This is a genomic window from Pontibacter sp. CAU 1760, assembly GCF_054482735.1.
In genome coordinates this window covers 21,611-35,647 of the sequence record NZ_JBTLRL010000018.1, presented here as the reverse complement: position 1 = coordinate 35,647, position 14,037 = coordinate 21,611, and the positions used below count along the sequence as shown (strand labels likewise).

The window sequence follows — 14,037 nt, the reverse complement described above, 5'->3', positions numbered from 1 at the left end:
TACCACTATGAAAAAGAACAACGATACAATCAAAAATATAGAAGAAGACTTTAAGCCGCTGGAGATCACCTCGCCCCGAACGGCAGAAGCCCCTGGGCCCAATATAGGCGCAGCGTGTTGCGCTGCGGATGGCAAGACCAAGCAAGCCGGTGCTATGGAGCATGAGCACGCCGAGGAGGAGGCAAAGTCCTCCTACATTCCAACGGCCATCAGTCTTATCCTGCTGCTGGGGGGCATTCTGCTGGACTACCTCGACACGCCTTGGTTCACCGAATATGTGCGGCTCATTGTGTACGGCATCGCCTACGTGCTGGTGGGTTGGCGCGTGGTGTGGCATGCCATCAAGAGCCTTCGGAGCAGCTTCTTCAACGAGTTCTTCCTGATGAGCATGGCCACGCTGGGTGCCTTCTACATCGGGGAATACGCAGAGGGCGTGGCCGTGATGCTGTTCTATGTGATTGGGGAGCACTTCCAGGAGGCGGCCGTGCTGCGCTCCCGCCGCTCCATTAAGGCGCTAATTGACAACCGGCCTGACGAGGTGGGGCTGGTGACGGACAAGGGTATAGTGACGGTGAAGGCCAAAGAAGTGCAGGTAGGCGACGTGGTGCAGGTAAAAGCCGGCGAGAAGGTGGCCCTGGACGGGGAGCTGCTCTCCGAGCGCTCCTCCTTCAATACCGCTGCACTGACCGGCGAGTCAAAGCCCGATACGAAGAAGAAAGGCGAGACCGTGCTAGCGGGTATGATCAACCTGGACCGGGTGATCGAGCTTAAGGTAACCTCTGCTTATGAGAATAGCGCCCTGTCCAAGATCCTAAAGCTGGTGGAGGAGGCTGGCAGCCGCAAGGCCAAAACACAGCAGTTCATCACCCGGTTCGCCAAAGTATACACGCCCATCGTGTTCTTCCTGGCTGTGGGACTTGTGTTCATCCCGTACTTTTTCGTGGAAGCCTATGACTTCAATCAGTGGCTGTACCGGGCGCTGATCTTCCTTGTGATCTCCTGCCCCTGTGCGCTAGTAATCTCCATTCCGCTCGGCTACTTTGGCGGCATTGGGGCAGCCTCGCGCAACGGCCTGCTGTTTAAGGGCTCTAACTTCCTGGACCTGATGACGCAGGTGGACACGGTGGTCATGGACAAGACCGGCACCCTGACTGAGGGGGTGTTTAAGGTACAGCAAGTGGAGACTGTCTTGGGTGACAAATCCTGGTTCCTGTCGGCAGTGGCCGCCCTGGAGAGCAAATCCACCCACCCGATCGCGCAGGCCATCGTGGACGAGGCCGGAGATAGGTACAGGCAGCACACAGTTAGTGAGGCGGAGGAAATATCCGGACATGGGCTGAAGGGGAAAGTAGACGGCAAAGAGCTGCTGGTTGGAAACACCCGGTTGCTGGAGAGGTTTGGTGTTCATTATGACCCGAGCCTAAAAGACATTGTGGAGACGATCGTGGTGGTGGCTGTGGACGGTACCTACGCCGGCTATATCACCATTGCCGACAAGGTAAAGGAGGATGCGCCGCTGGCCATAAGCCGAATGCGCGAATTGGGCGTAAAAAGGTTGGTGATGCTCTCGGGTGATAAGGACTCCATTGTGCAGAAGGTGGCGGGCGAGCTGAAACTGGACGAGGCGCACGGCGGACTGCTGCCGCAGGACAAGGTGAGCCAGGTGGAGAAGCTCAAAGCGCAAGGTCGCACGGTGGCGTTTGTAGGGGACGGCATCAACGATGCGCCCGTGATCACGCTGGCTGATGTGGGCATGGCCATGGGTGGTTTAGGATCAGACGCGGCCATTGAGACGGCGGACGTCGTGATTCAGACAGACCGTCCCTCTAAAATCGCCACGGCCATTAACATCGGTAAAAAGACCAAGCAGATCGTGTGGCAAAACATTGCCCTGGCCTTCGGGGTGAAGGCGATTGTGCTGATACTCGGTGCCGGCGGACTGGCCACCATGTGGGAGGCCGTGTTTGCCGATGTGGGTGTCGCCTTCCTGGCCATCCTGAATGCTGTGCGAATACAGCGCATGACATTCAAGTAGTAGAACTGGAATGAGTGAGGCAGAAGTTTAATAATAGCAGCTTAAACCCAATAAGCATATTAAAGCAATGGGCAAGGAAAACAAGAGTAACAATACCAAGGTAGCGTTTCTGCTGAATCTCTCCTTTACCATTTTGGAGTTAGTGGGAGGGCTAATCTCCGGCAGCATAGCCATTATTGCCGATTCCCTGCACGATTTTGCCGACAGCCTCGCGTTAGGGCTTGGTTGGTACTTTGAGCGGAAGTCGGAGAAGAAGGAGAGTAACGACCGATACACTTATGGTTACAAACGCTTCTCCATGCTCAGCGCCCTAATCAATGCGCTGGTACTAATATTGGGAGCGGTGTATATTTTCTACGAAAGTATCAGACGCATCATGAACCCAGAAATGCCGGATGTGAAGTGGATGATCGGCATCGCGGTGCTGGGCATGGTGTTGAACGGGATAGGCGCTTGGAAGCTGAAATCAGGTAAGTCACTCAACAATAAAGTACTGACCATACACCTGCTGGAGGATACAGTGGGTTGGCTGGCGGTGTTTATAGTTAGTATTATACTGCTCTTCTGGGAAATTCCCATACTGGATCCCATTCTGGCCGTTGTCATCAATCTGGCTGTGCTGATATTCATCTTCGTGAAGCTGGTGGACGTGGTGAAGGTCTTTCTGCAGCGAGTGCCGGAGGGGGTGAATGTGCCCCTGCTCAGGCAGAAGATAATGTGCCTGGATGGTGTGAAGCGGGTAAACCACTTCCACATATGGGGCCTTACCACCGAAAAGAAAGTGGTGACGGTGCATGTGAAGATTGATGCCATGGGTCTGATCGAGCAGAAAATTCTAAAGGATAAAATCAGCAAGGTGTTCCAAGACCTGGACACAGAGCACGTTACCATCGACCTGGAAGACTTCAGTACCTTTGTCGAATCGCTCTTCAACGACCATCAACAGCGCCTAGGTGTGCTGGACGAGCAAACCCGTGGTATGGCATTAAAGTACGCCGAGGAGCTGTACAGCGAGGAGAATTGCTCCAAGGAAGAGGCTTTGGAGAGGGGCATCACAAAAGCAGAAATGGCCCTTAAAAAACTTTGATCACTACGCTACTTTTTAATTCCGGGAAACGACGGCAACCCCAGCGGAGCCACAGCAGACGAAAGCAACTTTAACAACTACCTGATGACAAAGCCCCAATTTGCCCTTTCCTACAGCCGGTACAGGTGCAGCAGGGGCTGGAGAGCCAGGTAGACACAGATCCAACTCGGTAGGAACAATGAATATAATGAGGTTAATGAACATTATGATGTAAGACTCCAAGCTGTGAATCTCTGTCAATTCAATTACTATGACCTGAGCCGTAGAGCAGAGTTAGTTTGGCAGACCGGCAACTACCTTTTCGTCCGGCATGATAGGGGATACAGCGTGGGCTCTACGACATGGGCGGGTTCTTCGCGGAGGTGTGGTATGAGCCAGAGAATAACGAAATCATCATGGTGCGCGGCTTCAAGTGCAAATCTCTGCTTGATCCTTACGTCGAAATGGTGGACCTATCTGAAATCCTAATATGATACATCAATCAAATAAAGTGGGTGCTATGCCCTTTCTTCTTTTTTAGGCAAAGGCTCTCTATTGCTGCCGACAAACACCTTTAGAAAAGGGCCTTTATATGTTTCAATCTCCTGCCCGGCCTGCACAACATCAGCCATTATCGGCACATCTTCGAAATCATCCAATAGGTAGTCTCCCTCTTGAAGCGATTCGGGAACAAAGGTGCTGCTGGACTTATCCTCTTTGACAATCTCGTACTCACGAAACATTGTTTTACCGTCTGGCCCAAATGCAGGAAGAAAATATACCTCTTGCCCAATAAGCTTATCACCTTCTTTTTTTAGTCTTATAACTCTTTTATCCATAATATCTTAATTTAACATTGATGTCGTCGAGTGCAGTGACTAAAGGACAAAGCACTTTTACAAAGCCAGGCGCTGGTAGATACGCTGCACCTGCGTTACCTGAAACTCTCCGCCCCGACTTGCCTTAAATCCAGCTTCGTTCAGTTTATCGGCAATCTCCGTCCAATTCATACCCTGCCCCCGATAAGACTGAATAAGGGCAGATGCTCGCCGATTGTTCTCATTCATGGCCGCTTTATCAACACGTGATCTAAGGCTTCTTATCCTGGCCATCGGTGTAAGGTTCTCCGGTTTTCCTAGTTTGTGCCCTTGGTCCTTTTTGGCCTGCAGCGCCGCCTTTGTTCTGGAGCTGATGAGCTCGCGTTCGTGTTGGGCTAGCACTGCAAAGATACCAATGGTAAGTGTGTTAGCGTCTGGCATGTCAGCGCAAACAAAATCCACCCCGCTGTCCCGCAGCGCGAAGATAAAACCTGCGTTGCGGCTGAGTCGGTCGAGCTTGGCAATGAGCAGTGTGGCCCGGATTCTTTTGGCGTGGTCAATGGCTGCCTGCAGCTGAACACGGTTGTTGCGCTTACCGCTCTCCACTTCCACATACTCCTTAACTATGAAGTCTCTTTCTTTAAGGAATTTGCGGACTGCGAACTGTTGGGCCTCCATGCCTAGGCCGCTCTCACCCTGCTTTTTGGTTGATACCCGAAAATATGCGATATATTGTTTCATGAGTTTGGGGTTAGTGATAAGGCTTCAAGGGTATGCCAGAGCTTTGTCACTTTAGCAGAAATATCAACGAGTTTGCTGGTGTTATTAAAAAGAACGCTTCACTGGTACTTCTTGACCGGCTTTTTCGACTTAATTCTGTCTTCAATGTCATCTACGCAGCTCACCAACTCCTCTTTTTCCTCATCGTCTAATGCTGCGCTATTCACCAGCTCCTTTCTTATTGCGCTGATCAGCTCCTCTGCTTCTTTGGTTGAGGCTGTGTTGAACTGGCGGATGTCAGAATTGTTGCTCCCGAACAGGGCATTTCCGGCGTTGAAGTCTCCATTGAAATTGTTGGTCTGAGAAAAGGAAGAGGCTTGTGTCTTTGATAAAGCACCTTCACAGTGTTTGATACCATTGGGGCCTATACCCATAATCAAGGAGTTCCCCTCCTCAAACAATAATCCCTCCGCAAGCTTCTCCTCGATCAGGCTCTTTGCAATGCTCTCGGCTTCTCTTTCGCTCTCATAAATATTGAGCTGATGCAAGAGGGCATTGAGCCGTATTTCTACTTTGTCGTGCCGGCGCTCATAAAGCCACCGAACAATTCTGTCTGTTTTCCCTGGTTGGTTCATCTCGCCTGATAGGTGTTCTTCAAAGTAATCTATTCCATAGGTGGATATTTCCGCATCTACCCCGCCAGAGGTCCGAATTATTTCTGCAAGCCCGTCTGCTTCCAGCCTGTTGGCCAGGTGCCGCATATCTACGTCGTTTTCATAGATGCCGAGCTCCTTCATGATGGAGGTTAGTGTGTGGGAGCACTGGTCGTACCGAAGTTCGTAGAGTTTTCTCAGGACCAGGCCTATTTTGTCTATTTGCTTCATAGTTGGGTTGATTTGAAGACAATATACTGAAAATTCCGGTTGTTTTACACTTGTTAAACGACCGTTTAACAAGTGTAATATCCACTGCTGCGACCGTGACAAAACGGCACCTCCCAACTCTGTTAGCAATAATATAGCAAAAGACAATATTTTTAGTATCTTTCCTGCAGTACCGGAAGATGTTGCCGGCTGCTGGACACACTATATATAAAGAAGTATGGCAAAGGTTGGTTTTGTCTCCGAAGCGGGGGCGCACGGCTTTCACTTCGAGAGCCCCGGCAGCACGCACTTCTCTGTCACGGTCGTGCTCGTGGAGGAAGAAAACAAAAGGGAAGTAGAGGAGGGGTTCGGCCGCCTCCGGGAACGATACTTCCCCGGAGGTGTGATTTCGTTTCCGGCAGGAAATAACGGAATATTACAACGGAGGGAGTTTATAGCTGAATTAAAGAAATTAAACTTTTCCTTCCATGCCCTCTTGGTGGACAAGCGCAAACTGCACCAGAAGTCGCCGCTCCAATACAAGGGCACCTTCTACAAGTTCCTCTCGGGCCTTATCTACAACAACCTCTATCGTACCGTCCCGCACCTGAGCATCGTGGCTAATGAGTTGGGCACGCCCGAATTCATGGAAAGCTTCCGCCGCTACATCCTCGAGAACCACCAGGTGGACCTTTTTTCCCCGGCCACCTTTACTTTCTCAACAGGGGAGGAGGCGGTGCTGTTGGAATTGGCAGGTTTCCTGGGCGAAAGCCTGAATTTATTTCACACTGGATTATCTGAGTTAGACGTGGAGCAGGAATTGTCCGAAAAGTGCGTGGGTGTCATCTGCTGGCCGGAGGGCTACGTGCCTTACACCGTCGATACCGAGGGCATGGTAGCGGACGCGCAGGACGAGGCTATCACGGCAGCTGCACAGCTGCGAGCGCGGGATTACCTCCAGCGGCACGCGGGCAGTGAGGACCCGGTCATCAAAAGCCGGATGGTGTTCGTGGAGTACCTGCTGATGGTTTTCACCTATAACTACAGGACCCGCTTCATCCACACCTATGAGTTGCTCCAGCACCTCAACTCCTACAAATACGAGAATTACACGGAGCACCGCTTCCGCTCACTCGTGGTGGGGCCGGTGCGGGACGAGGGCGTGCTCATCGTCTCCTCCAGCGCCGGCTATAAGCTACCCTGCTCCACCAGGGACATTTACAATTTCTTCAACTACTACAACCAGCAGATACAGCCCATGCTCCATCGGCTGGGCCAGTGCCACCAGGCCCTGGAGCTGGCCACCGAGGGCGGGCTGGACGTACTGAAGATGCCGGAGTACGCTGGCTTAAAGAAGCTGATGGCCAAACACTCCTGACAGGGCGATGCTGGAAGGATGATGCACATAAGGGGAAAGAAAGGAATAGCATTCATGGCTTCCATTGGGTTAATGAAACTCATGAAGTTCATTTATCTCATGAAGCATTTTGGGAGTGCACAGCACTGTAAGTTTTAATGCTTCGTGCTACCCTGAATGGAGCCTGTCTCCTCAACTCGTTTCAAAAACAGGAAACACCTTTTGATTCGGGAGACGGCCATGCGGGAATACGCGGGCACCGAGCTGCTGTACCTGAGGGGCTTCCGAATCTGGTTTACCCAGTATCAAGATTCGGCCGTTTTTCGAGATAAAAACCAAAATAATATTTTACTAATTATTAATATACTATATAGCATATCCGTAAGTCCGATTCTGGATATTGGTAGACTTGGATAGAAAAAAAGAATAAGCTTTAGTTTATATCATAGATGGTGATACTTATCACCATCTAAAACTCTTAATACTAAATCGGATGAATAAGATGACATTGGCTGAAGCTGATCAGGCGGCAGAAGGCACTCTGCAAGAGTTAAAGCACCTGAAAATCGCCCAACAGGACATGCGTGTGGCTTACCTGAATGGCTTCCCTGGGGTAGTGGTTTCCGGTATGGTGTGGCTTGTTTCAGCGTTTGTAGCCCTGAATGTGTCGCCAGGCAAAGCGGTTTGGACCCTGCTTGTTGGCGGCGTTTTTATTCATCCGGTAAGCATGTTGCTGAATAAAGTTTTGGGTGCAAGTGGTGCACATGCCCCAAGCAATCCCCTGGGCAGGCTTGCTATGGAGGGGACTGTATTTATGATCATGTGCATGCCGCTGGCTTATGGGCTATCTTTTCAGAAAGTAGAATGGTTTTTCCAGGGCATGCTCCTCATCATCGGGGGCAGGTATTTACATTTTGCGACTTTATACGGTTCCAAACTCTACTGGGCCTTGGGTATTGGATTAGGGATAGCAGCCTATCTGTTGTTTACCATGCATGCACCTTTGCATACAACACTTTTGGTGGGTGCAGCCATGGAAATAGTTTTTGGTGTCGTCATGCATATGATATTTCGCAGCAGGAAACGCTATCTATTAACGAATTGAATCAAAATTACCAGCCGCTGACAGTGTGCATCATATAGGCTTAGCACACACTATGCACGGATACCGTTGCACCTTCCACATTTGTATCAAAAAAACCCTCCTTTTTCCGGGACAACAGCAACCGAGGGCAACCACGGGCAACCGAGAGCAACAAAACTGTATCGAGGAAACGTTGCTTGGGGACGCCGACTAGCGGTGGAGGCGGTTTGGTGCTGGTTTGGTTTCTGTTTGGTGTTGGTTTGGTCTCCGGGTGCCAGTGGTTTGAAATCGGTTTGGGACAGTGGCAGCAACCAGCAGCAACGTTTTGTTGCACTCCGTTAACCTTTCTTTTGAATGATCCTACCCCCTACACCAGGTCGACTCTTCAATCTGTATCGGAAAATCAGCCCTTTTTTTGGGACAGCGCCTGTCAACCTATACCATGACAACACAGTTGATTATACAACAGGTAAAAACTTAAAATAACGAGCTTTGAACTCCGACAGAGCTTGTTCTTGCTATTTTGCTTAAAGCTTCTTTAAAAGAGTTATGCCCAGTAATTATATGTACGTTGTTATCTTTTTTGTTTTGATGCTTATCTATTAAATAATTTATGCCTTCATAGTGTGGCAGTGATGAATCACTGTCAGTTGGTCTTACTAGAAATAAATCTTTCTTATACCGGAAAGCATAATTTATTGTATGCATTGTTCCAGAGTTGGTACCCATTTCGATAGGAACAACAACGTTTGACAATGCGGATATTATTCTATTCCTTTCTACAAAGCTTTTCTTTCCTCTATTGATTCCTGGTGGCATTTCAGATAATATGCAGCCTCCCTTACTGATGATCTCATTAGCAAGGCTATAATGAGAAACTGGATAAACATATTCTAAAGAAACAGGAAGAACAGCTATAGTGTAGGCGTTTTTAGCAAGTGTAGCTTCATGTGCGAATTTATCTATACCAAGTGCTAAGCCTGAGATAATTCCATAATGATGCTCTGTAAGAATCTCTACAACTTTTTGAGTTCTTGAAACTGCATTGTTTGAAACATTACGAGAGCCAACTATAGCAGCAAGGTCTGTCTTGTTAAGAATTCCTTTATAATAAATTATAGGCGGTTTATCGCTTATCTCCTTTAGGTATTGTGGATACTCTCTATCAAATATCGAAAGTGTTTTTATGTTATTGTAAACAAGCTTCTCGTATGCAAGTTTAGATTCTGAGTATGCGGTTTTGAAAGAGAGCTTTACAGTTCCAGAATCAACTGGATTGCCACTATTTTGCTTTACCAGATATTCCTCTACCGTTTTCTCAATATCACCTGTTTGGCTGCTGTCAAGGATTTCATAGATATGTTTGATGTTGTACTTAGTTAAATAAGTCAGGAACAGCAATCCCTTTATACTTTTTATTAGCATTATATGAGTCCTTTTAAAGATTCTAATAGAACATCATCTGCTCTATTATTAATAACTGCATTTTGGCTTATTAATGTTGGGGGCCCTACTTTAGTTACTTTGAAATTAGGTGTAAAGACATCACCGTCGATAGTGTAGTTTTGCTTATAGTATTCCATCCCAAACTTGCCCATACTGACAAAAATAACTTTAGCAACTCCTGCTTTTTCAAGCATGATTCGAGCAGCCTCACAGGATGTGCCATAGCTCGAGAAATCATCAAAGACACATACAGTTTGACCTTCCAATTTATCGTTTTTCTTAAACTCGGGCCTGATATGCATTGATTCTAGTTCACTCTGGCAAGTGTCTTGAATCCTAATATCCCTTAAAAGAGAGCTTCTTTTAACTGCTGCTTTGTGTCTTGTAAATAAATTTGAGTAACGATATCCCTTATACGATTTTCTAATAATCTCTTTGAAGTGTTCTAAGTCAGGGTCTTCACTGTTTGATGAAGATGGATAGATTGTCCAAAACTTAACTTGCTCAAATTCCCTTACATTCTCATAAGTGCTGAAAAGAGAGTACATGGTAAATGCATCTCTGTGAGTGTCTTCTCCATCCTTTAAGCACCTCTTGAACTTACTATTAGCCTGAATGATATCGTTGGACCTGTTATACCCAAGAGTATTAGCGTTTGTAAGAGCAAAGAGCTTAGTAGTAGAGGAAACTTCAAGAGAGTAAAACCAAGGTTGCTTAACAGAAAATAACCTTAAGAAAATTTGGGTAAGTTGTGGAACTGTAGGAACCAGAAAGCCATACTCAAAAATTTTAGAATTTGCAGTGTCTGGCTTTTTAGCAAATTCGGCAGCAAGGAGAAGAATTTTATTATTTACTGCTAATTGAAAATCTTTCTCATTTGCACCCAAAATTACAATATCGTTTATCTCTTTGAAAGGAGAGTTCTCCTTCAAGATATTTATCAGGTCTGTTTTCCCCTTGACAGAGCTATGTATCTGAATAGGATTGAACTCCTTAGGCACATAAGTGAGCTTTTCTTCATGTGATGAGAGCACAATAACGTCATTACCTGGTTCTAAATCTTTATATGCTCTAAGAGCTTCATCAATGCCTTCATAGAGAACATTATCTGTATCAAGTAATGCATCGGGTGATGTGATAAGCAGTTTCATAGGTCCGAAAACGAGTAAAAGTTTTTTATAACGAAAGGAGGTGCTTGTACAACTCGAGCACAATATAGTATTTGTCCTCATTGATAAGAAATTACAAAGAAGCTAAGCAAAAGCAGTATATAGAACAAAGTGTGCCACAGAAAAGAGAAAGGCTTATAGGTTCAATAATTTATAAGCCTTTCTCTTTAGTAAGTTTAGCCGCAAAGGGAGTCGAAATCCTAAATTCTGTTTCTTTTGACGTGTTCGACAACTGCCAGCAGCTGAAGGCGGTTGTTGCGCTTTTCGTACATATAATTCCTTGGCTTGAGCAAAGTCCGGACAGATACTGCTGGGTCTCCATGTCGAGGCCGCTCTGTTCCTGCTTCTGGATCGGATCCCGAAAGTACGCTAACATTGTTTTCCGGTCTTGTACAGAAATGGGTTGAGAGTTTTCGAGGGTAAGCCCTTCCTCAAAACTCTCAATCTATTTCAGGACGATACGCTTACAGTAAATTTTGACTTATTTATTGGCTTTACCAACTCACTTAAGATATTTGTACTCTCTGAATAATCTAAGTATATTTCTTTCCAAATATTTTGCATGCTTATATTAGGCAAATAGAGCGAATGACTAAAACTCCTGTTTGAGACCGTTAGGCAAAATGTTAAAAGTTTAATCAGACCATTTAATATAAGGTAAAGTGAAAAACAGAGGTTCAGAATGGAAGAAGTGGGATCTGCATATACATTCTCCACTAACACATGGTACAGCTAATAAATATGGAGATTGTACGGTTAAGCAATTTTGCGATAATATCATAGAAAATGATATCTCTGTTATTGGACTAACGAATTACTTTTACATAAAAGAAGATGAATATAATGAAGTGAGAAGTCATTTAGATGGCAAATGTTTAGTTATTCCCAATTTTGAATTCAGAGCGAGTGATAAAAATAAGAAAGGCGACTATATAAACTTTCACATTTTATTTAATCCTAAAATAGAAATTGATGAAATTTTAACTTCTATAGGAAGAGTTAAGTTGCATAATCATTCTGATAAATTTTGCTGTGAAAAAGATATCAGGTCTTTAAGCATCGACTCTATATGTATTGATTTTGAACAACTTATAAATAACCTTAAAACTAAATTTAAAATTATTGACGACTTTATTGTTGTTTGTCCCTACACTGGTTATGGTGGATTTAAACATGATGCAAAACCTAGAAATATAAGTACAGCAAAGAAATATGATATAAATTCTCATTGCATATTTGGCAATATTACAAATGAAAAAATCTTCTTAAGCAAGAGAGATTATAGTATTGGTGATAATGTAGATTTTGTTGAACACAAGAAATCTCTAATTCAGTGTAGTGATGCTCATTGCGCGGAAGATATCAACAAACATTTCACTTGGATAAAAGCGGATGCTAGTTTCGACGGATTAAAGCAAATTATCTTCGAACCCGAACAGAGAGTAAAAATCCAAAAAGAAAAGCCGGATTTTAAAGAATCCAAGTTAGTTATCGAAGAATTAACTTTTACTACTGCTGACAATAAGTTCACACATGAACCTATATTTCTTAACGATAATCTAAATGTAATAATTGGTGGAAAGTCCTCTGGTAAATCAATTTTGCTTTATAACATAGCTAGGACTTTATTGACTGACAGAAGTGATTATAGCGTTTTAAAATATAAAAATCCAGATACGAGCCGCTATGAATACAAGTACAGTTTTGGAAATAATTTTGATTTTATAGTTAAACTAAAATCGGGCACAATGCAATCACTTAACAGAAATGATGATGATCCAAGCATATTGCCAGAAATCAAATATATTCCTCAAAATTACCTTTCAGAGTTAGCTGAAAGGAAGTTTAAAAAAAATAATGAGTTAAATAAGTTAGTTAGAGACTTGTTATTAGAAGATGAAACATATTGTAATGAGTACGATCTGTTTATTTCGAAAGTAAAAAGCAACGACACTTTAAGAGAGAACTTAATAAACAACTATTTCGAAATAAAAGACAAGGTTGTAACCTTACAAGGCTCTCTTAATCAATTAGGCAATAAAGATGCTTTAAACAATAGTATTAAAATAAATGAAGAAAGCATCATCAAACTAAAGAGTGAATTAGGTCTGTCAGATGAACAAATCAATGATTATAATGAGCTCAACAGTAAACTTCAAGAAGAGAATTTTGAAAAAACTAAGATCAGTAATGATTTTAGAAAAATAACAACATACAATCGTGAGTTGATAAACTCATTAAAAGAATTAAAATCAAAAAAGGATTTACTCATAAGTTCTTTAGAGAATGATAAACTTAAAGCACATTATAGCATCGAGTATGATCAGATTGATCAGTTACTAATTTCTGTTGAGCAAAATTCAGACCTATTGAAGCTAGATACTACCAAAGAATTTCTCTTTGATAATATTGTAAAGGACGGTTTATCAACTATTGATAGCAAAATCAAAACTATAGAAGAATCTCTAAAGCCATTGATAAAAAACATTAGTATCAAGGAGAAAATTCAGAAAATAGAGAGTAGCATTTTTGAAGATAAAGAAAAACTTAATTCAATTTCTCAGAGAATTGATGAAATAAATTTGAATCAAAGAGCTTTAAAAACTGTCTATAATAACATTTTTGAACTATACTCAGCCAATTTTACTGAATACTCGACTATTATTTCTTCTCTTAAAAATAGAATACAGCTTTTAGAAGATGATAATCTTCAAATATTGGGTTTAGCTAAGTATAATTTTAAAAAGTTTAGAGATAATATGCTACGAGTTAGTAATGCAACTAGTAGATCTTATAAGGACTTCGATATATTAGCAGATAATTTACATTCTAAGTCAGAATTTGATGTAGAACAGATTATAAAACAGAAGAAAGAAATATTCAATCTGATATTAGATAAGCGTTATATCTTATTGAAGAACGTTGAGGCTAAATCAGCATGTAAAGTTTTACTTGATGACTATTTTTATGACTACTGGGAGGTTTCTTCTAATGAAGATACCTTATATAATATGTCTACAGGTAAGGCAAGTTTTGTTATTCTTAAGTTAATAATAGGTTTAAGCAAATCTAAATCTCCTATTTTGATAGATCAACCAGAAGATAATTTAGATAATAGATCTATTACGAAGGATTTAGTGTCATACTTGAAAGATAAAAAATTAGAACGGCAAATTATTTTAGTTACGCATAATCCAAATGTTGTAGTTAATGCCGATTCTGAAAATGTAGTCGTGGCGAATCAAAAAGGTCAAAATAAGGATGAGTCTTCCAGCCAATTTCAATTTGATTACATTAATGGTTCTTTAGAAAACACCTTTAGTAAATATGATACAGAAAAAGATTTATTGAAATCCATGGGTATAAGAGAGCATATAGCTGATATTGTAGAGGGAGGCAAAGAGGCATTTAAAAGCAGGGAAATGAAGTACAGATTTTCATAAAGAATACTTTACCTAACACTACCTTCATAGTAACTG

At 43.4% G+C, this 14,037-nt stretch carries 10 protein-coding genes; 5 read left to right on the top strand and 5 right to left on the bottom strand.

Annotation, left to right across the window (positions count from 1 at the left end; translation table 11 throughout):
• Window positions 1-7 precede the first annotated feature (7 nt).
• Together ACXYMU_RS19075 and ACXYMU_RS19070 are read left to right on the top strand one after the other, a co-directional pair.
• Complete coding sequence (locus ACXYMU_RS19075; RefSeq protein WP_458988014.1) at window positions 8-2,035, top strand: heavy metal translocating P-type ATPase; 2,028 nt, start codon at window positions 8-10, stop codon at window positions 2,033-2,035.
• Between the two features lie 67 nt (window positions 2,036-2,102).
• Entirely contained in the window at window positions 2,103-3,122 is a 1,020-nt protein-coding gene (locus ACXYMU_RS19070; protein WP_458988013.1) for a cation diffusion facilitator family transporter, read from the top strand.
• Window positions 3,123-3,619: 497 nt separating this feature from the next.
• Here ACXYMU_RS19070 and ACXYMU_RS19065 read toward each other — a convergent pair whose 3' ends face one another.
• The 3 genes from ACXYMU_RS19065 to ACXYMU_RS19055 all read right to left on the bottom strand — a co-directional run bounded on the left by ACXYMU_RS19065 (window position 3,620) and on the right by ACXYMU_RS19055 (window position 5,523).
• Window positions 3,620-3,940 carry a hypothetical protein gene (locus tag ACXYMU_RS19065; RefSeq protein ID WP_458988012.1) on the bottom strand — a complete coding sequence of 107 codons (321 nt, stop codon included), beginning with the start codon at window positions 3,938-3,940 and terminating at the stop codon, window positions 3,620-3,622.
• Between the two features lie 57 nt (window positions 3,941-3,997).
• Window positions 3,998-4,660 carry a recombinase family protein gene (locus tag ACXYMU_RS19060; RefSeq protein ID WP_458988011.1) on the bottom strand — a complete coding sequence of 221 codons (663 nt, stop codon included), beginning with the start codon at window positions 4,658-4,660 and terminating at the stop codon, window positions 3,998-4,000.
• Between the two features lie 98 nt (window positions 4,661-4,758).
• Entirely contained in the window at window positions 4,759-5,523 is a 765-nt protein-coding gene (locus tag ACXYMU_RS19055) for a hypothetical protein (RefSeq protein ID WP_458988010.1), read from the bottom strand.
• A gap of 217 nt (window positions 5,524-5,740) precedes the next feature.
• On the opposite strand from ACXYMU_RS19055, the gene ACXYMU_RS19050 reads away from it, so the two are divergent.
• Both ACXYMU_RS19050 and ACXYMU_RS19045 read left to right on the top strand, forming a co-directional pair.
• Window positions 5,741-6,880 (top strand): P-loop NTPase family protein, encoded by a 1,140-nt coding sequence (locus ACXYMU_RS19050; RefSeq protein ID WP_458988009.1) that lies wholly within the window; start codon window positions 5,741-5,743, stop codon window positions 6,878-6,880.
• 472 nt (window positions 6,881-7,352) lie between these two features.
• The gene (locus tag ACXYMU_RS19045; protein WP_458988008.1) at window positions 7,353-7,964 is read left to right on the top strand and encodes a DUF7010 family protein; all 612 of its coding nucleotides are present in this window, start codon (window positions 7,353-7,355) and stop codon (window positions 7,962-7,964) included.
• A 456-nt stretch (window positions 7,965-8,420) separates the two neighbouring features.
• Here ACXYMU_RS19045 and ACXYMU_RS19040 read toward each other — a convergent pair whose 3' ends face one another.
• Together ACXYMU_RS19040 and ACXYMU_RS19035 are read right to left on the bottom strand one after the other, a co-directional pair.
• Window positions 8,421-9,368 carry a DNA-processing protein DprA gene (locus ACXYMU_RS19040; protein WP_458988007.1) on the bottom strand — a complete coding sequence of 316 codons (948 nt, stop codon included), beginning with the start codon at window positions 9,366-9,368 and terminating at the stop codon, window positions 8,421-8,423.
• Window positions 9,368-10,540 carry a phosphoribosyltransferase gene (locus ACXYMU_RS19035; RefSeq protein ID WP_458988006.1) on the bottom strand — a complete coding sequence of 391 codons (1,173 nt, stop codon included), beginning with the start codon at window positions 10,538-10,540 and terminating at the stop codon, window positions 9,368-9,370. Before ACXYMU_RS19035 ends, ACXYMU_RS19040 begins: the two co-directional genes overlap by 1 nt.
• Window positions 10,541-11,220: 680 nt before the next feature.
• On the opposite strand from ACXYMU_RS19035, the gene ACXYMU_RS19030 reads away from it, so the two are divergent.
• Window positions 11,221-14,001: a TrlF family AAA-like ATPase gene (locus ACXYMU_RS19030; protein ID WP_458988005.1), complete on the top strand. Its 2,781-nt coding sequence runs from the start codon at window positions 11,221-11,223 to the stop codon at window positions 13,999-14,001.
• The last annotated feature ends 36 nt before the right edge of the window (window positions 14,002-14,037 follow it).